The 19,121-nt window shown below is 74.9% G+C and carries 11 protein-coding genes; 6 read left to right on the forward strand and 5 right to left on the reverse strand.

Annotated features, from left to right (window positions below):
* Positions 1–313: 313 nt before the first annotated feature.
* Entirely contained in the window at positions 314–850 is a 537-nt protein-coding gene (locus ACZ6KO_RS28725) for a MarR family winged helix-turn-helix transcriptional regulator (protein WP_469306932.1), read from the reverse strand.
* 105 nt (positions 851–955) lie between these two features.
* Here ACZ6KO_RS28725 and ACZ6KO_RS28730 point away from each other — a divergent pair, with 105 nt between their 5' ends.
* A complete protein-coding gene (locus tag ACZ6KO_RS28730) occupies positions 956–2,245 on the forward strand; it encodes an MFS transporter (protein WP_469306933.1) in 1,290 nt (429 codons plus the stop codon).
* A gap of 88 nt (positions 2,246–2,333) precedes the next feature.
* Here ACZ6KO_RS28730 and ACZ6KO_RS28735 read toward each other — a convergent pair whose 3' ends face one another.
* Both ACZ6KO_RS28735 and ACZ6KO_RS28740 read right to left on the reverse strand, forming a co-directional pair.
* Positions 2,334–4,025: an ATP-binding SpoIIE family protein phosphatase gene (locus tag ACZ6KO_RS28735; RefSeq protein ID WP_469307066.1), complete on the reverse strand. Its 1,692-nt coding sequence runs from the start codon at positions 4,023–4,025 to the stop codon at positions 2,334–2,336.
* 166 nt (positions 4,026–4,191) lie between these two features.
* Entirely contained in the window at positions 4,192–5,592 is a 1,401-nt protein-coding gene (locus ACZ6KO_RS28740; RefSeq protein WP_469306934.1) for an NAD(P)/FAD-dependent oxidoreductase, read from the reverse strand.
* A gap of 342 nt (positions 5,593–5,934) precedes the next feature.
* Between ACZ6KO_RS28740 and ACZ6KO_RS28745 the strand changes: the two genes are divergently transcribed.
* Together ACZ6KO_RS28745 and ACZ6KO_RS28750 are read left to right on the forward strand one after the other, a co-directional pair.
* Positions 5,935–6,714 (forward strand): TetR/AcrR family transcriptional regulator, encoded by a 780-nt coding sequence (locus tag ACZ6KO_RS28745; protein ID WP_469306935.1) that lies wholly within the window; start codon positions 5,935–5,937, stop codon positions 6,712–6,714.
* A 279-nt stretch (positions 6,715–6,993) separates the two neighbouring features.
* Positions 6,994–8,976, forward strand: a complete 1,983-nt coding sequence (locus ACZ6KO_RS28750; protein WP_469306936.1) for a sigma-70 family RNA polymerase sigma factor — start codon at positions 6,994–6,996, stop codon at positions 8,974–8,976.
* 56 nt (positions 8,977–9,032) lie between these two features.
* Here ACZ6KO_RS28750 and ACZ6KO_RS28755 read toward each other — a convergent pair whose 3' ends face one another.
* Together ACZ6KO_RS28755 and ACZ6KO_RS28760 are read right to left on the reverse strand one after the other, a co-directional pair.
* Positions 9,033–12,257 carry an AfsR/SARP family transcriptional regulator gene (locus tag ACZ6KO_RS28755; protein WP_469306937.1) on the reverse strand — a complete coding sequence of 1,075 codons (3,225 nt, stop codon included), beginning with the start codon at positions 12,255–12,257 and terminating at the stop codon, positions 9,033–9,035.
* Positions 12,258–12,510: 253 nt separating this feature from the next.
* On the reverse strand, positions 12,511–14,703 hold the full coding sequence (locus ACZ6KO_RS28760; RefSeq protein ID WP_469306938.1) for an asparagine synthase-related protein: 2,193 nt from the start codon (positions 14,701–14,703) through the stop codon (positions 12,511–12,513).
* Positions 14,704–15,301: 598 nt separating this feature from the next.
* Between ACZ6KO_RS28760 and ACZ6KO_RS28765 the strand changes: the two genes are divergently transcribed.
* From ACZ6KO_RS28765 to trmB, 3 genes are read left to right on the forward strand one after another with little or no spacing between them, the layout of a single operon-like run.
* Positions 15,302–16,912, forward strand: a complete 1,611-nt coding sequence (locus tag ACZ6KO_RS28765) for a sporulation protein (protein WP_469306939.1) — start codon at positions 15,302–15,304, stop codon at positions 16,910–16,912.
* Positions 16,913–16,967: 55 nt separating this feature from the next.
* A complete protein-coding gene (gene lhgO, locus ACZ6KO_RS28770) occupies positions 16,968–18,188 on the forward strand; it encodes an L-2-hydroxyglutarate oxidase (protein ID WP_469306940.1) in 1,221 nt (406 codons plus the stop codon).
* Between the two features lie 25 nt (positions 18,189–18,213).
* A complete protein-coding gene (gene trmB, locus ACZ6KO_RS28775) occupies positions 18,214–19,092 on the forward strand; it encodes a tRNA (guanosine(46)-N7)-methyltransferase TrmB (RefSeq protein ID WP_469306941.1) in 879 nt (292 codons plus the stop codon).
* Positions 19,093–19,121 lie beyond the last annotated feature (29 nt).

The following is a 19,121-nucleotide window of genomic DNA, read 5'->3' on the forward strand; positions in this document are numbered from 1 at the left end:
TCGGTGCTTTCCAGGTCCTCGCTCTCGCGTTTCCCTTTCCGGCGTTTCCGACTCTATCAGATCCTTTCGGGCCTGACTCCCAGTCAGCGGGTTTGTCTTCCGGGCCGCTCGGCCCTTCCGACTCCTGAACTCTAGCGGATTTCCCGGGCGGCTCATAATCGAGCCTCGGAAATAAATTCGGGCATGCCGAATTCGTTCCCGGTGGGAGATCGTACTGAGTAGAGGTGCCGCAACGAGGCGGCGGGATGGTTGACGCCGGAACCTTTCGGCCCGGTGGCAACTCGGAGAACCTTACGGATCCGCCAGGGGTGTGTCAACCCCGGGCCTGGAGGCCTTCGACACGGTCCAGCACGCGGGTGAGCATGTCGCCCAGGACCCCGCGCTCCTCGGGGGAGAGGTCCTGGAGCAGGTCCTCCTCGAAGATCGTGGCCGCGCGCATCGCGTCGAGCCACTTGCTGCGGCCCTCGTCCGTCAGCTCCACGATCACGCGGACCCGGTTGGACTCGTCCCGCTCCCGCGTGACCAGACCCTCCGCCGTCATGCGGTCGATGCGGTGGGTCATCGCCGCCGGAGTGAGGCCGAGCTGCTTCGCGAGCTCGCTGGGACCCATCCGGTACGGGGCGCCGGAGATGACGAGGGCCTTGAGGACCTCCCACTCCGCGTTGCTGATGCCCAGGGCCGCGGTCTGGCGTCCGTACGCCACGTTCATCCGGCGGTTGAGCCGGCTCAGTGCCGACACCACCTTCTCGACCTGGGGGTCGAGGTCCTGGAATTCGCGCTGGTAGACGGCGATCTGCTCGTCGAGGCTCGGCTCGCTCACGGCCGCTGTGTGGTCGGGGGTGTCACCCATGGGCCGAAGTATGGCACGAACGCGTTGGCGTCTAACTCCTTCGATGTGTACTCTTAACACTTGAACTTTAGGTGTGAAGTCTTCAGGTTTAAGGGCAGGTGAGAAGTGACCAAGGTGATGGGCGCTGCGATGCGGCGGATCCAGGCCGGCAACGCGCTGACCGCGTTCGGCATCGGTTTCACGGTTCCGTTCCTCTACATCTATGTGGCGCAGGTGCGAGGTCTGGGCTCCATGTGGGCGACGTGCGCGTTCATCGCGTTCGCCCTGGGAGCCCTCGTCGCGCTGCCCTTCACCGGTCGCGTGATCGACCGCCGGGGGCCGGTGCCGGTCGTCATCGGTGCGGCGGTCGCCGCCTCGGCCGGGGCGCTCGCGCTCGGGCTGTCCACCTCGGTCGCGCCGATCCTCGTGTCGGCGCTCGCGCTGGGCGCCGGCCAGGCGGTCATGCAGCCGGCCCTGGCCACGATGATCGTCTGGTGCTCGACGCCGGCCACCCGGACCCGCTCCTTCGCCCTGCAGTTCTTCATGCAGAACCTGGGCCTGGGCATCGGCGGTCTGTTCGGCGGCCAGATCGTCGACGTCGACCGCGCGAGCAGCTTCATCCTGCTCTTCAGCATCGAGGCCGTGATGTTCCTGGTGCTGGCCGGGATCATCGCCACCGTCCGGATGCCGCAGGTGTCGGGCATCAGTGATGGTGTCGCCAAGGACGCGATGCCGGCCGGCGGCGGCTGGAAGCGACTGCTGCGGCACAAGGCGATGGTGCAGTTCTGCGTGCTGGGCTTCGTGCTGTTCTTCGCCTGCTACGGACAGTTCGAGTCGGGTCTGGCGGCGTTCGGAACCGAGGCCGCGCGGATCTCCCCGTCGACCCTGGGCTTCGCGCTGGCCGCCAACACCGGCGCGATCGTCATGGCGCAGTTCGTCGTACTGAAGCTCGTCGAGAAGCGGCGCCGGTCGCGGGTCATCGCGCTGGTCGGGCTGATCTGGACGGTCGCGTGGCTCATCGCCGGGTTCTCCGGGCTGGGGCACGGCAGCGCCGTCATGGCCGCCGCCGCGTTCGTGACGACGTACGCCCTCTTCGGCATCGGCGAGGCCATGCTGTCCCCGACGCTGGCGCCGCTGGTGGCGGACCTGGCGCCGGAGGGGTCGGTCGGGCAGTACAACTCGGCCTTCGCCCTGGTCAAGCAGCTGGCGCTGGCACTCGGGCCGCTGGGCGTGCCGGTGGGCGCCGGGCTGCCGATGCTCTACATCGCCGTCTTCGTCGTGGTCTCGCTGGGCATCGTCGGGCTGGCGCTGCGGCTGGGCCGGCAGCTGACCCCGGCGCAGGACAACCCGTCGCTGGTGGCGGAGCACCCGGAGCCCGCCGCCCGCCCGGCCACCGCGGAGCCCGTGCCCGCGTAGACGGACTCCGGAAGTAATACGTAGCGGTAAATACGCTGATGCGCGCAGGGCCCGTCCATGGGGACGGGCCCTGCGCGCGTACGTGGAGCTACTTGTCCGGGAGGGCGAACTCGCACCAGACGGCCTTGCCGCCGCCCGGGGTGCGGCGCGAGCCCCAGGACGAGGCGATGGTCGCGATGATCGAGATGCCGCGTCCGGTCTCGTCGGCCGGTTCGGCGCGGCGGCGGCGCGGGAGGTGGTCGTCCCCGTCGGTGACCTCGACGATCAGACGGCGGTCGGTGCGGCGCAGGCGCAGCCGCATGGGCGGGGTGCCGTGCTGGAGGGAGTTCGCGACGAGCTCGCTGGCGGCGAGGACGCCGAGGTCGCACAGTTCGACCGGGAAGCGCCAGGAGGCCAGGACGCCCTGGGCGAAGGCGCGGGCGCGCGGGGCCGCCTCGATGCCGCCGAGGAGTTCCAGGGCGGCGTTGTGGAACAGCTCGGCGTCGGCCCCGGTGCGGCTCGGCTGCTGGAGGACCATGACGGCGACGTCGTCGTCGTGGTCGGCATCCACGCCGAGGGCGCGCATCAGCCGGTCGCAGATGACGGCGGGGGTGCCCTGGGCGCCCGCGAGGGCGTGTTCCAGGGCGGCGACGCCCTCGTCGATGTCCTCGCCGCGGCGTTCGACGAGGCCGTCGGTGTAGAGGACGGCGGTGGAGCCGGGGCCGAGCGCGATGGTGCCGGAGGAGTGCAGCCAGCCGCCGGTGCCCAGCGGCGGGCCGGTGGGGTCGGCGGCGCGGCGCACGGTGCCGTCCTCGTCGCGGACGAGGATCGGGAGGTGGCCGGCGGAGGCGTAGGCGAGCAGGCCCTCGTTGGGGTCGTGGACGGCGTAGACGCAGGTGGCGATCTGGCTGGCGTCGATCTCGGCGGCGAGGCCGTCGAGGAGCTGGAGCACCTCGTGGGGCGGCAGGTCGAGGCGCGCGTACGCCCGTACGGCCGTGCGCAGCTGGCCCATGACGGCGGCGGCGCGCACGCCCCGGCCCATGACGTCGCCGATGACGAGGGCGGTGCGGCCGGCGCCGAGGGTGATGACGTCGTACCAGTCGCCGCCGACGGCGGCCTCGGTGCCGCCGGGCTGGTAGGTGGCGGCGATGCGCAGGTCGTCGGGCTGTTCGAGTTCCTGCGGCAGGAGGGAGCGCTGGAGGGTGACGGCGGCTTCGCGCTGGCGGCGTTCGCTGGCGCGCAGCCGGTCGACGGCCTCGGCGTGGTCGGTGACGTCGGCGAGGTGGACCAGTACGCCGCTGCCCTCGGGGTCGGGGAAGGCGACGGGCGTGCAGGTGACGGTGTACGTGCTGGTGCCGCCGGGGGTGGTGCGGTTCTTGGCGGTGCGGGGCTTGCCGCTACGCAGGACCTGGTCGAGGAGCGGGAGGAGGCCGAGCTCGCCGAGTTCGGGGAGGGCCTCGGCGGCGGGTTCGCCGGTGGGGCGGGCGCCGAAGCCGGCGGTGTAGGCGTCGTTGACGTAGGCGACGCGGTGCTCGGGGCCGTGGACGAGGGCGACGAGGGCCGGGAGGCGGCCGAGGACCTCGCGTACGGGGAGCTGGTCGAGGGAGGGCACGGCCGCGAGGGCGGTGCCGGTGCCCGTACCGGCGACGGTGGGGTCCGCGGGACGGCCGTCGGGGGCGGAGCCGCGGGCCGCGGGGACGGCACCCTCGCCTCGCTTGGCCTGGGCGGCGGCGTGCTCGGTCCGGGCGGCGGCGCGGCGCTGCGTTCCGGGAAACCGGGCGCTCCAGCGCGTGAAGTTCACTGCGTTCAAGCCTCGTGGGTCTCGCTCGTGGTCGCTGTGTCTGGCTCCCGGCCGGGGCCGGGAGGCTCGGTGGCCGGGCGTCGGCGGTCGCTCGATGGTGTCACTCTGTGCAGGGGTGAGCCCACCCATGGTCACACGTCCAGTGTGGCCGACCGCACTGCCGGAGTCAGCCTTCGTCCTTCTTCGGGGCGTGGGGTGGATGGGGCGAGTGGCGCAGTCCGGCGGCGAGTTCGAACTCTGCCCTGGGGTGTTCGAGGGAGCCGAGGGAGACGATCTCGCGGGTGAAGAGGCCGGAGAGGGTCCATTCGGCGAGGACGCGCATTTTGCGGTTGAACGTGGGGACGCGGCTGAGGTGGTACACGCGGTGCATCAGCCAGGCCGGGTAGCGCTTGAGCTTGCGGCCGTAGACGTGGGCGACGCCCTTGTGCAGGCCGAGGGAGGCGACGGAGCCGGCGTACTTGTGGGTGTACTCCTGGAGCGGTTCGCCGCGCAGGGAGGCGAGGAGGTTGTCGGCGAGGACCCTGGCCTGGCGCAGGGCGTGCTGTGCGTTGGGGGCGCATTCGCGGTGGTCGTCGGCGGTGAGGTCGGGGACGGCGGCGGCGTCACCGGCGCTCCAGGCGTGTTCGACGCCGTCGACGGTGAGGCGCGCGGTGCACACGAGGCGGCCGCGTTCGTTGCGCGGCAGGTCGGTGGCGGCGAGGACCGGGTGGGGTTTGACGCCGGCGGTCCAGACGACGGTGCGGGTGGGGAAGCGGGCGCCGTCGCTGAGGACGGCGACGCGGTTCTCGCAGGAGTCGAGGCGGGTCTCCAGGCGGACGTCGATGTTGCGGCGGCGCAGTTCGCTGACGGTGTACCTGCCCAGTTCGGGGCCGACCTCGGGGAGGATGTGGTCGCTGGCCTCGACCAGCACCCACTTCATGTCCTCGGCCTTGATGTTGTGGTAGTACCGCGCGGCGAAGCGGGCCATGTCCTCGAGTTCGCCGAGTGCTTCGACGCCGGCGTAGCCGCCGCCGACGAAGACGAAGGTGAGGGCGGCGTCGCGGATGGCGGGATCGCGGGTGGAGGAGGCGATGTCCATCTGCTCGATGACGTGGTTGCGCAGGCCGATGGCCTCTTGGACGGTCTTGAAGCCGATGGCGTAGTCGGCGAGGCCGGGGACGGGCAGGACGCGGGAGACGGACCCGGGGGCGAGGACGAGTTCGTCGTACTCCACTTCCATGCCGCTGCCGCCCGCCTCGTCGGTGGCGAGGGTGGTGATGGTCGCGGTCCGCTTGGCGTGGTCGATGCCGGTGGCCTCGCCGATGACGACGCGGCACTTCTTCAGGACGCGGCGCAGTGGGACGACGACGTGGCGCGGGGAGATGGAGCCGGCGGCCGCTTCGGGGAGGAAGGGCTGGTACGTCATGTAGGGCTCCGGTGTGACCACCGTGACCTCTGCCTCGCCGGCTCTCAGCTTCTGCTGGAGCCTGAGCGCCGTGTACATGCCGACGTAGCCGCCGCCGACGACGAGGATGCGTGTGCGGGGCGGGGTACCGGGGGTCTGGCCCCGGGCGTTTGCAGCCTTCACCTTCCCATGACGCAACGTGGCCGGGACTTTGTCCACAGGCCCGACCGATTGTGTGACCGGCGGTGGGGTGGGGAGCGGGTGGTCTCCAGGGGCTCTGGAGGGGAAAGGTATGCAGGTCACGGCATGCGGAGGGGGTGATTCCGGTGGGCGGGAACGGAAAAGTGGGGGCGAATGCTCCGATCGGGCGGTGGTCCGTACGGGGCTCCCTCTTCTGAATTGACTCTGGCTCAACTATGTTCGTAACCCGTCGAGGAGTAAGACCGGGCCGCCTGACCGTGGCCACCTCGACACGAAGGCGGGGATTGTCTCCGGGGGGAGACAAAGGATTACCGGGGGAAACATATGAACATGTCCGATTTTCACGGCGCTCATGGTGCTGCCACCACGCTCGCGAATGAGAGCGGCAGCCGTATCATCGCCGGCCCCACGTCGCACGGGGTGGGTCGCTCGACGCCGCTGCGCGTGGACGCCCAGCGCAACCTCGAGCACGTCCTGCGGGCGGCGCGCGAGGTCTTCGGCGAGCTGGGCTACGGCGCTCCGATGGAGGACGTGGCGCGCCGCGCCCGCGTCGGCGTCGGCACCGTCTACCGGCGGTTCCCGAGCAAGGACGTGCTGGTCCGGCGGATAGCCGAGGAGGAGACCTCCCGGCTGACCGAGCAGGCCCGCGCCGCGCTGGGGCAGGAGGAGGAGCCGTGGCAGGCGCTGTCCCGCTTCCTGCGCACCTCCGTCGCCTCGGGCGCCGGCCGGCTGCTGCCGCCGCAGGTGCTGCGGGTCGGTACGACGGGCGAGGACGGGGCCGAGGACACCGACCAGGCGCGGGTGCCGCAGCAGCGGCAGGCCACGCCGGTGGGCCAGCCCGAGCTGCGGGTCGTGGGCTCGCGGACCGCGGCCGACGACGAGCCGTCGGAGGACGCGGGTGCGGGCGCGCTGCTGGAGGTCGTCGGCAAGCTCGTGGACCGGGCCCGGGAGGCGGGCGAACTGCGCGCCGACGTCACGGTGGCCGATGTGCTGCTGGTGATAGCGACGGCCGCGCCCGCGCTGCCGGATGCGGCCCAGCAGGCCGCGGCGTCGGCCCGGCTGCTGGACATCCTGCTCGAGGGGCTGCGTTCCCGCACGGCGTGATGCGCAGGCCTCGCACGGGCTGTCGAGGTCGTGCGGGTGGGGGCCGGGGGTCGGGGCTTTCCTGACGCCCCGGCTTCCGCCCGGCCCGCGTAGGCCGGGCGACCGCGTAGGCCGGGCTCCCACGAACGCCCTTCGCTCGAACGGGTGGGGATCGGTACGGCGATTCACCGGATCCTGCCCGGACGGGTGGATGGCGCGCAGAGGGGTTCGGCGCGCGCTCCCCGTGTGACACGCTGAACCGGTGTACCGGTTGAAGGTGTCGTACGGGGGCTTGACGCGGTGAGCGTTGACGGGCGGGAGGAACCCATCGGCGGCGCCGAGGCCGGGGCGGGCAGTCTGCCGGCCCGCCAGGTCCCGGCGCAGCGCGAGGCGGGCAGCGGCGCGACGAACGCGGAACTGCCGCCCTCGGACGGCGATCTGATCGCCCGGATGCGCGGCGGCGACGACGCTGCGTACGAGGTGCTCTTCCGCCGCCACGCCGACGCCGTACGCCGCTACGCCCGCACCTGCTGCCGCGACACGCACACCGCCGACGACCTGACCGCCGAGGTGTTCGCGCGGACCCTGCAGGCGGTGCGCGGTGGGGCCGGGCCGGACCAGGCGGTGCGCGCGTACCTGCTCACGACGGTGCGCAGGGTGGCGGCGGCCTGGGCGAAGACCGCCCGGCGGGAACAGCTGGTCGAGGACTTCGCGGTGTTCGCGGAGCGGGCCTCGACGGGCGGGGAGAGCGGATCGGGGCTGTCCGGCGACGACACGCTGGAGCTGGGCGCGGACGTGCGGGCCATGCGCGAGGCCGAACGCTCGCTGGCCGTGCAGGCCTTCCGCAGTCTTCCCGAGCGGTGGCAGGCCGTGCTGTGGCACACCACCGTCGAGGAGGCCTCGCCGAGCGCGATCGCCCCGTTGTTCGGGCTGAGTGCCAATGCCACGGCCGTGCTGGCCAGCCGGGCCCGGGAGGGCCTCAAGCAGGCCTATCTGCAGGCGCACGTCAGTTCGGCGCTGAGCGAGGGTGGGGACTGCGCGCGCTACGCGGACCGGCTGGGCGCCTACGCGCGGGGCGGGCTGCGGATGCGGGCGGAGCGGGGGCTGCGCAAGCACCTGGAGGAGTGCGCCAAGTGCCGGGTGGCCGCCGGTGAGCTCAAGGACGTCAACGCGGGCATTCCGGCGCTGCTGCCGGTCGCGGTCATCGGGTGGTTCGCCGCCGGGTACGCCGCCAAGGCCGCCGGGGTGGTGGCCGGTGGCGCCGTGGCCGCGGGCGGCGCGGGTGCCGCCGCGGCCGCGGCGGGCGGTTCGGCGGCGGGCGCGGGGGCCGGTGCCGGTGCGACGGCGGGAACGGGTGCCGGTTCGGCGGCGGGCGCGGGGGCGGGGACCGCGGGTGCGGGCGCGACGGCCGGGTCGGGGGGCGGGGCCGCTCTCGTCGGTGAGGGGCTCGGGCTGCCGGCCAAGGCCGCGCTGGCCGCGGGAATCGCGGTCGCCGCAGCGGCCGGGGTGGTGTTCGCGCTGGCCGGGGACGACGTGGAGCCGCAGGCCGGGGCGCAGCCCGCGCCGAGGGTGACGGCGCCGGTGGCGCCGGCCCCGCCGCCGCCGCCGTCGGCGAAGCCGGCCGAGCCCGCTCCCCAGCCGCCGGTCGCGCCGGAGTCCGTACCGCCGCCGCGGAGCACACCGTCCCCGTCGCCCTCACGGGCGGCGTCGGCCACGCCCTCGCCGTCCGCCACCCCGGAACCGGCCCCCCCGCCGACTCCGGCGCCGCCGAAGCCCGGCCCGACGCCGAAGCCCACGCCCACGCCCACTCCGTCCACGCCGTCGCCGACGCGTCCGCCGGAGGTGCCGACGGCGTTCCAGCTGGCCGCACTGAAGCAGTCGGCCTGGGGCGACCACACCCGGCCCGAGGTGCAGACCTGGAACAGCGGCTGGGTGTGGCAGCGCTGGGGCCTGCGGGTCGGCGGCCGCCACTACGGGCAGGGCATCACCGTGAACGCGCGGTCCTCCGTCGAGATCGGGCTCAACCGGCAGTGCGGCACCTTCTCGGCACGGGTCGGGGTGGACGACCTGTCGGTGCCGACGCGCGGCCAGGTGCGGTTCTCGGTGTACGGCGACGGCACACGGCTGTGGCAGTCCCAGGCCGTCGGCCACGGCGACCAGGCGGTTCCGGTCGGCGTCGCGATCGGTGGCCACAAGAAGCTGCGGCTCGTGGCGGAGCCCGTCGGCAGGAACGCCCCGCTGACCCTGGTCAGCTGGGCCGACGCGGTGATCAGCTGCCAGTGACCGGGCGCGGCCGATCAGCTGCCGGTGGTCGGGCGCCGGTGGTCGGGCGCCGGTGATCAGTCGCCGGTGACGGCCGTGAGCATGGCCAGGACCGCGGCCGGGTCCAGGCCGGCCCCGGCCGCCTCCTCCGCGCGCTGCCGGTCCGCGCCGAGGGCGGCGAGCGTACGGGCCGGCAGGGACCGTACGGCCCGCTCGTCCGGGACGGAGCGCGGGTGGCCGGCCCGCCAGGCGGTGGCCGCGGCCAGCGCCCGTACGGACTCGGCGGGCCGGCCGGCATCCGCCAGCAGCAGGGCGACGGCCTCGGTGAAGCGGGCCAGCACCGGTTCGGCGCAGCGCGCTTCGACCGCCGTCGCCAGACCGGTCCGGGCCTTCGCCAGGCCCGCCCCGGGCCCCTCCTCGCGGCCCAGCAGCGTGGCGTCCAGGGCGTCCATCCCGGCGTGGAACTGCGGCGGTACGACGGCCCGCCCGGAGTCGTTCCGGGCGGTGGTGACGGCGGTCCTGGCCTCCGTCACCGCGGTGCGGGCCCCCGCGTGGTCCCCTTCGTCCAGCCGCATGAAGCCCGTCAGCAACCGCCCGAAGGCGCGGACGTCGCGGACGCCGTACCGGTCCGCCTCCGCCTCCGCCTCGGCGAGGAGGTGCTCGGCGGCGCTGGTGTCCCCGGTGCTGTAGACGGCCTCCGCGATCCGGGCCATGGCGAACGGCGCCTCCGTGTGCGCGCCGACCTCGCGCGCCAGGCGCAGGCACTCCTCGTACTCGGCACGGGCCCACTCGTACCGGCCGCGGGCGAGCGCCACCTCGCCGGCGGCGCTCGACACCTGGGCGCGGGTCCAGCGGTCGCCGACGCGGCGGGCGACCTCGTGGAGTTCGGCGAGGTCGGCGTCGACGGTGGCGAGCCCGCCGGTCAGGTCGATGGCGATGTGGGTGCGGAGCATGAGGGTGACGCCGAGTTCCCAGTCGCCGCCGTGGCGGCGGCAGTTCTCGACGCTCTCGTCGAGCGCGCCGTGGAAGTCGACCGCGTTGCCGGTGACCATCGAGATCAGCGGCCAGAGCATGCCGGGAAAACGGGCGGTCTCCGGGATGGGGCGGCGGAACTCCTCCTGGAGCCGGTGCACTTCCGCCAGCCGGTCGGGGGTGCGGAAATCGTCGAGAGCGGTGCTCTCGGCGAGCAGGAAGAGGTACAGCAGCTGGAGCCGGAGGCGGTTCCAGAAGGCGGGGGAGCCGTGCGGCGGTTCCGGCCCGTCCGCGTCGAGGGCGAGCACGTCGGTGATCCACGCGGCGCCCTCGGCGCGGTAGTTGCGCAGCCACCAGAACCAGCCGAGAGCGAGGACGAGGCGGTGAGCGCTGCCGGTGTCCTGCGCGGACCCCGTCCCGGGCGTGGTCCCGAGCGTGGTCCCGAGTGCGCTGCGGAAGTTGTCGAGCTCGGTCTCTATCCGCCGGATCCAGGGGAGCTGGGCGCCCGAGCGCAGCAGCGGTTCGGCCTCCTCGGCGAGGGCGAGGAAGTGGGCGAGGTGACGGGCGGCGGCCGCGGCGCGCTCGCCGGGGGCCTCGGCGGCACGCTCGGCGGCGTACTCGTGGATCGTCTCCAGGAACCGGTAGCGCATCTCCCCCTCGGGCGTGGGGTCGGCCACGACGAGGGACTTGTCGACGAGCGAGCCGAGGGTGTCGGCGGTGTCGTACGCCGGGTCGGCGCAGACCGCCTCGGCGGCGTCGAGGTCGCAGCCGCCGGCGAAGACGGAAAGCCGCCGCAGCACGGCTCGTTCGGGGGCGTCCAGGAGGTCCCAGGACCAGTCGACGACGGCGCGCAGGGTCTGCTGGCGGGGCAGTACGGTCCGGCTGCCGCTGGTCAGGAGACGGAAGCGGTCGTCGAGGCGGTCGGCGATCTGGCGCGGGGCCAGCAGCCGCAGCCGGGCGGCCGCGAGCTCGATCGCCAGCGGCAGACCGTCCAGGCGGGCGCAGATCTCGGCGGCGGCGTCCGGGTCGTCGGCCACCGTGAACCCGGGACGGGCGGCGGCGCCCCGGTCCGCGAAGAGCCGCAGCGCCGGCCCGGGCGGCAACGGCTCCACCGGGCGCAGGAACTCCCCCGGCACGCCCAGCGGTTCGCGGCTGGTGGCCAGGATCCGCACGCCCGGACAGTGGGTGAGGAGCTCCTCGGCGAGGCGGGCGGCGGCGCCGATGACGTGCTCGCAGTTGTCCAGGATCAGCAGCAGACGGCGGTGCGCGCACTGTTCGACGATCCGGGTGGTCGGGTCGGCGGGCGCGGACGTCTCGCGGGCGACGAGGGTGTTCTCGCGCAGCCCCAGGGCGCTGAAGACGGCACCGGGGACGGCGGCGGGGTGGTCGAGGCGGGCGAGTTCGACCAGCCAGACGGGGTCGGGGTGGTGGGCGGCGGAGTGTTCGGCGAGGCGGGTCTTGCCGGAGCCGCCGGGGCCGGTGAGCGTGACGAGGCGGGAGCGGGTGAGGTCGGCGCGGAGGGTGGCGAGTTCGGGCTCGCGGCCGACGAAGGAGGTCAGGCGGGGCCGGATGTTGCCGGTGGGCTGCCGGGGGCGTTCGGGTGCGGGCGCCTGGAGCAGTTCGGCGTGCAGGGCGGCGAGTTCGGGGCCGGGGTCGGTGCCGAGCCCGTCGGCGAGGGTGCGGCGGACCTCCTCGTACGCCGCGAGGGCGTCGGCCGGGCGGCCGGCGGCGCGCAGGGCGCGCAGGTGCTGGGCGTGCAGGGGTTCGTCGTACGGGTGGGAGGCGACGAGCGCTTCGAGCTCGGGGAGCAGGGCGGTGGGGTCCTGGCCGCCGCGCAGGCCGGCCTCGATGCGGTCGCGGACGGCGGCCCCGCGGCGGGCTTCGGCGGCGCGTGCGTCCGCGGTGGCGGCGGGGAGGTCGGCGAGCGCGGGCCCGCGCCAGAGCTCCAGGGCCCGGCGCAGGGTGTCGGCGGCGCCGGCCGGGTCGGTGGCGAGGGCGTCGGCGCCCTGCCGGGCGAGGCGCCGGAAGACGTGCAGATCGACGTCGTCGGGGGTGGCGTCGAGGCGGTAGCCGCTGGTGTCGGCGCGTACGGCGTCCTTGCCGCCGAGGGCCCGCCGGAGTCGGCTGACCAGCGCCTGGAGCGCGGCGGGGGCGTCCTGCGGGGGCTCGTCACCGCCCCACACGTCGTCGATGAGCTCCGTGACGGACACGGGCCGGCCGGCCCGCAGGGCGAGCGCGGCGAGCAGCGCGCGGAGGCGGGCGCCGCCGATGGGGAGGGGGGCGCCGGTCTCGTCACGCGCCTCGGTGACGCCGAGGATGAGATACCGCACCGCCCCATGTTGCCACTGGGTTCCCGTGGGGGCGGTGTACGGGCCACCGGCCGTCGGGTTGACCGGGGTTGCCGCGGGCCCCGCCTCCGGACTCCGTCCGGGGTTCCCTGCGCCTCAATCGCCGGCGGGGCTGGATGGTGCCCGGCGGGAGCGGGAGCGGCATCCGCCGGGGGAGCCGGTGCGGCCTGGCTGCGGGGGCTCCGCCCCCCGAACCCCCGCGCCTCAAACGCCGGCGAGGCTGGATAGCGGCCGGTCAGGGGAGGGGGAGGGCTGGGCGGCGGAGGGGGGTGCCTGTGGGGACCGCGCGGCGGCGGGGGGTGGCGGTGCCCGTCCAGCAGGTGCCGCGGCGGGCGAGCAGGCGGCGGAGCCAGAGTTCCATCGAGACGAGTTCGGCGAGCCCGTCCAGGGCGGTGGGCCGGCCCTCCGCCGCGTCGATCAGGGCCTGCTGGACGACCCGGGCCTCGATCAGGCCTGCGTCCGCGAGCAGCGGGGCAGTGAAGAGGGCCAGCAGTTCGTGCAGGGCTGACCGCAGCCCCAGGCGGGCCGCCGTCTCGTGCGGGGTGTGGGCCACCGCGCCCCAGCCGGGCGGGAGTTCGCGGACCCCGGTCGAGGACAGCACCGTCCGCAGGATCGCCGCCCGCGCGCCCGGCTGCACGCGCAGGGATTCGGGGAGCGCGCGGGCGGCCCGTACGACCTGGTTGTCCAGGAACGGCGCGTGCAGCCGCTGGCTGCGGACCTCCACCGCCTGCTCGAAGACCCGGTGGTCCGCCGCCTGCCGGGCCAGCACCGACCGGGCCCGCGCCTCCCCCGGTCGCAGGGACAGGGGCGGACGGCCCGCCGCGGCCAGCAGGCGGATCGATACTTCCGCCAGCGCCTCCCCGGTCAGCCAGGCCGCCGCCGGGCCCGGCCGGGCCCAGGTCAGCGCGGCCAGCGAGGCGTCCACGGGGTCGGTGGGTGCGATGTCGAGCCGTCCCAGCCGCAGCCGGGCGGCCGTCGCCTCCAGCCCCGCCCGGTACGGCGTACGGGCCAGCCGGCGCGCCGCCGCGTACACGGTCAGCGGGACCAGCAGTGAGCCGCCGCCGTCGGCCGCCGAGCGGGCCAGCGCCGCCACGGGCCGCAGCAGGTGACGGCGGCGCCGGTCCATCAGCAGGTCGGCCAGCCGCGCGGGGTGGGCGTCCAGGACCTGCCGGGCCCCGTGGCCGACGAAGTGGTCCGCGCTGCCGGCGGCCAGCCGGCGGCGCTCGCGGGCGGCGAAGACCAGCGAGGGGCCCGGTTCGTCGGTCAACGGCCCGTCCAGTTCGGCGTACGGAAGGGCCTCTTCCGCGGCGGCGACCACCACGTGGTGCAGCCGGGGGTCCGCGGCGATGGCGCGGGCCCGCTCCAGTTCGGCCTCGCGGCCCTGCGGCACGGCCAGGTCGTTGAACGTGACGGCCAGCAGCCGGCTCCCGCTCCCCCGGGCGCCCGCCGCCGCGCCCAGCACCGTCCCCGGCGCGCCCGGCAGCCCGGCCGCGAGCAGCGCCAGCGTGGCGGAGGCGCTGCCGCCGGAGAGGTCGGCGCCGACGCCGGGCACCGGTGCGCCGCGCGCCGCGCGCCGGTCGGCCGGTCCCATGCCGGGAACCGGCCCGGGATCGTGGGGCAGGACGTCGGGGGCATGGCGCGGCGCCGTGAGCCGGGCGCGCACCGCGTCCACCAATGCTTCCCGTACGCCCTCCACCGCGCGCTCGGCCTCGATCTCCGGCGCGGCCACGGCGAGCGAGGCCACCGGCTCGTACCCGGTGATCTCTCTGGAGCCCTCGCGCAGGATGAGGGCGTGGCCGGGCGGGATCCGCCGGACACCGGCGTACGGGGTGCCGTCGGCCAGGGCCTCCGGGCTGTCGGGGCAGGCCAGCAGCGCGGCCAGGTGCCCGATGTCGAGCTGGGCCTCGATGAGGTCGGCCAGCGGCAGGGCGGCGGTGGCGTACGCCGTGCCGCCCGCCCAGGGCGTGTAGAAGACGGGGCGCGCGCCGGCGAGGTCACCGAGGACCGTGATGCGGCGGCCGGCCTGGACGACGGCGGTGTAGCTGCCGGACCAGGAGGTCAGGTGGCGCAGCGCACCGCCGCGGGCCGCGTACAGGGCCCGGCGCAGTTCGTCGTCGCTGGCGCCGCAGCAGCCGAGGACGGCGAGCCGGGTGAAGGGGTCGGCGGGGTCCGCGGTGACGGTGCGGATCTCGTCGGGGCGCCAGTCGCCGACCGCCCAGAGCGGGTCGGGGTCGCCCCACAGCAGCTGCGCGCCGACGGGGTGGAGGGTGCGTTCGGCGTCCGCGCCGGAACCGCCGGGGTCACGGGGGTCGGGGCCGGGGGCCGCGTCCGCGAGTCCGCCGCGCAGGCCGGTTCCGGCGTCGTGACCGACGCGGCCGGCCGTGCCGAAGCTCGCGGCGATACTGCTCCACCCCACCAACCAGCGCATCGCCGCCTCCCCAGCCTGTGGGCCATGTGGCTCGGGGTCCATGCTGCCACGAGACAGGCGTGCGAGAGCGACTCTGGGGGCGCACATGCAAACGAACACGCCCCCGCCACGCGGTATTTGGCGTTCCGTTCCTTCCTGCGGCGCGCCGCCCCATAGGTCGGTTTCGGCCATTCTTCGGCCGTACTGAGTGACGCACCGAGTGCCAGGGCACCGGCGGCGCGCCGACGTGGTCGCGCGCGGTCCGGGGGGCGGCCTGCGCCCCCCGGACCGTTCCGCCACCCGCGGGGATTGAGGCGGCGGTGTCCCCCGGCCCGCCGGATCCACGCAGCGGGCCGACCCACGCACCGCACATCGAATCGCCGGGCCACGGGACGGGCCAGAGCGCACGTACGGGCGCACGGCCACACGGGCGGAGCACACAGTGACACGTGCGCCCCGGCGCCGCCCGCGCCTCCGGCCGTACGTACGGACAACAATCTCGCCATACGGAAGGCGGGGCCTTAACGCTTGGGAGGCGGGGAACTACGCTGGGTTTACGAAATGCCGGGAGCCTATGCCCCGGCTGCGTCTGCGTTCCGCGTGCGACGAGGGGTGGCGCATGTCCAGGGAGCTCCGCGAGCCCAACGAGAAGCTCGGCGCCGTCCTCGCCCTCGCGGGCATCAGCAACGCGGGGCTGGCCCGGCGGGTCAACGACCTGGGCGCCCAGCGCGGCCTGACGCTTCGTTACGACAAGACGTCGGTGGCCCGGTGGGTGTCGAAGGGCATGGTGCCGCAGGGCGCCGCGCCCCATCTGATCGCGGCCGCGATCGGCGCGAAGCTGGGGCGGCCGGTGCCGCTGCACGAGATCGGGCTCGCGGACGCCGACCCGGCGCCCGAGGTCGGTCTCGGCTTCCCGCGCGACGTGGGCGCGGCGGTGCGCTCGGCCACCGACCTCTACCGCCTGGACCTCGCGGGCCGGCGCGGGGGCGGCGGCATCTGGCAGTCGCTGGCCGGTTCCTTCTCGGTCTCGGCGTACGCGACACCCGCGTCGCGGTGGCTGATATCGCCGGCGGACAGTTCGGTCGCGCGCGAGGCCCCGGAGCCTCCCGCCGGCGCGCCGTCCGCGCCCGCGGTCCCGTCCCCCGCCCCGGCGGGCGCCGTGCCCGTGCAGCCCGGCCCCGGGACGACGCACGCGACGGGTCCGGACGCGGCGGGGCCGGACGCGGCGGGGCCGGACGCGCCCGGAGCACCCGCGCCGGCGGGCGGACCCGCGCCCGCCCCCGTCACCCATCACTCCGACGGCGGCGCCCCGCAGCGCGTCGGCCACAGCGACGTGACCAAGCTGCGCGAGGCGGCCGAGGACGCGCGCCGCTGGGACTCCAAGTACGGCGGCGGCGACTGGCGTTCGTCGATGGTGCCCGAGTGCCTGCGGGTGGACGCCGCGCCGCTGCTGCTCGGCTCGTACTCCGACGAGGTCGGCCGCGCGCTCTTCGGGGCGACCGCCGAACTGACCCGGCTGGCCGGGTGGATGGCCTTCGACACCGGGCAGCAGGAGGCCGCCCAGCGCTACTACATCCAGGCCCTGCGGCTGGCCCGCGCGGCGGCCGACGTACCGCTCGGCGGGTACGTGCTGGCCTCGATGTCCCTCCAGGCCACCTACCGTGACTTCGCCGACGAGGGCGTGGACCTCGCGCAGGCGGCCGTCGAGCGCAACCGGGGGCTGGCCACCGCCCGCACCATGAGCTTCTTCCGTCTCGTCGAGGCGCGGGCGCACGCGAAGGCGGGCGATTCGCAGGCGGCGGGCGCGGCCCTGCGCGCGGCGGAGGGCTGGCTGGAGCGGTCCCGGGACGGCGATCCCGACCCGACCTGGCTGGGTTTCTACTCGTACGACCGATTCGCGGCGGATGCAGCGGAATGCTACCGAGACCTCAAACTGCCCCGGCAGGTACGGCGCTTCACCGAGCAGGCGCTGTCCCGCCCGACGGAGGAGTACGTGCGCTCGCACGGCCTGCGGCTCGTGGTGAGCGCGGTCGCGGAGCTGGAGTCGGGGAATCTGGACGCCGCCTGTGCCGCCGGCACCCGGGCGGTGGAGGTCGCGGGGCGGATCTCCTCCGCGCGCACGACCGAGTACGTACGGGACCTGCTGCACCGGCTGGAGCCGTACGGGGACGAGCCGAGGGTGGCGGAGCTACGCGAACGGGCCCGTCCGCTGCTGGTGACACCGGCGTAGATCTGCCTTCGCAACCGGCAGTCGGCGGCCTGGCGTCCGCACTGTCAGTGCCGGGGTGCAGTATGCAGGGGTGGGAGGTGGCAGCGTGGACTGCGACGTGCTGGTGATCGGCGGCGGGATCGTCGGCCTGTCGACAGCGCATGCCCTGTCCCGGCTCGCGCCGGGGACACGGGTGGTGGTGCTGGAGAAGGAGGCCGGCCCGGCCCGGCACCAGACCGGGCGCAACAGCGGAGTGATCCACAGCGGGATCTACTACCGGCCGGGGTCGCTGAAGGCGCGCTTCGCCGTGCGCGGTGCCGCCGAGATGGTCAAGTTCTGCGCGGAACACGGGATCGCGCACGAGGTGACGGGCAAGCTGATCGTCGCCACCGACCGGACGGAGCTGCCGCGCCTGCACGCGCTGGTCCAGCGCGGCCGGGAGAACGGCATTCCGGTGCGTGAGCTGGGCCCGGCGCAGATCTCGGAGTACGAGCCGGAGGTCTCGGGGCTGGCGGCCATCCATGTCGGCACGACCGGGATCGTGGACTTCGGCGAGGTCGCGGCGCGGCTCGCCGAGTCCTCGGGCGCCGAGATCGTCTACGGCGGGGCGGTCGACCTGATCTCCCGCCGCTCCTCGGGCGTCGCGGTGCGCACCACCGCGGGCCTCGTGGTGCGCGCGAAGGCGCTGGTGAACTGCGCGGGGCTGCACTGCGACCGGGTGGCGCGGCTGGCCGGCGACGACCCGGGCATGCGGATCGTCCCGTTCCGCGGCGAGTACTACGACCTGGCCCGGCCCTCGCTGGTCCGCGGCCTGGTCTATCCCGTCCCGGACCCGGCCTTCCCCTTCCTCGGCGTCCATCTGACCCGAGGCATCGGCGGCGGGGTGCACGTGGGGCCCAACGCGGTGCCCGCGCTGGCCCGCGAGGGGTACGGGTGGCGCACGGTGGCGCCGCGGGACCTCGCGGACGAGCTCCTGTGGCCCGGTACCTGGCGGATCGCCCGCCGTCACTGGCGGTACGGGGCGGGGGAGATCCGCAGGTCGCTGTCGAAGCGGGCGTTCACCGAGGCGGTACGCCGGCTGCTGCCGGCGGTCACGGAGGCGGACCTCGCGCCGGCCGGCGCGGGCGTCCGCGCGCAGGCCGTCCTGCGCGACGGCACCCTGGTGGACGACTTCCTCATCCGCGAGGCGCACCGCACGGTGCACGTGCTGAACGCCCCGTCCCCGGCGGCCACCGCCTCGCTGCCGATCGGCCGCGAGATCGCCCGCCGTGCGCTGTCGTCCCTGCGCGGGGCCTGAGCCCGGGCCGTAGAATCAGGGCATTGTGTCTGAGTCCCTGAACCCGCAGCCCAGCGCCCCTGCCGCCGCCACCGCGACCATCACCGCGACCGCGACCGCGACCGCCGACGAGGGCACCGCCTCCGCGACCGCCACCGCCGGCGAGGGCGCTTCGTACACGCCCCCGCGCTGGCGCACCGAGCCCCGCTTCCCCGACGGTCCGGCCCCCGACCCCGCCGGGTCGCACCACGAGCGGCGGATCCGCAGCTTCCAGCCGCGCCGGAGCCGGGTGACCACCGGGCAGGAGGACGCGCTGCGGCGGCTGTGGGGCACCTGGGGCCTCGACATCGACGGGCACCGGGTCCTGGACCTGGGCACGCTGTTCGACGGGCGGCCCGTCGTCCTCGAAATCGGGTTCGGCATGGGCGAGGCCACCGCGCAGATGGCCGCCGCCGACCCCGGCACGGGCATCCTCGCGGCGGACGTCCACACCCCCGGCCAGGGCAACCTGCTCGCGCTCGCCGAGCGGGCCGGGCTCGACAACGTCCGCGTGGCCAACGGCGACGCGATCATCCTGCTGCGCGAGATGCTGCCGCCGGACTCCCTCGCGGGGCTGCGCGTGTACTTCCCGGACCCGTGGCCCAAGAAGCGCCACCACAAGCGGCGGCTGATCCAGCCCGACTTCCTCACGCTCGCCGCCACCCGGCTCGCGCCCGGCGCGGTGCTGCACTGCGCGACCGACTGGGAGCCGTACGCCGAGCAGATGCTCGAAGTCCTCGAAGCGCACCCGGACTTCGAGAACGCCCAGGACGGCGGCGGGTACGCCGACCGGCCCGACTTCCGGCCGCTGACGCGCTTCGAGGGGCAGGGCCTGGACAAGGGACACGTCGTACACGACTTGCTGTTCCGCCGCAGGGAGAACTGACAACGTCACTGCGCGTGTCCGACCCACTC

It is taken from the genome of Streptomyces sp. NPDC042102, assembly GCF_055582305.1.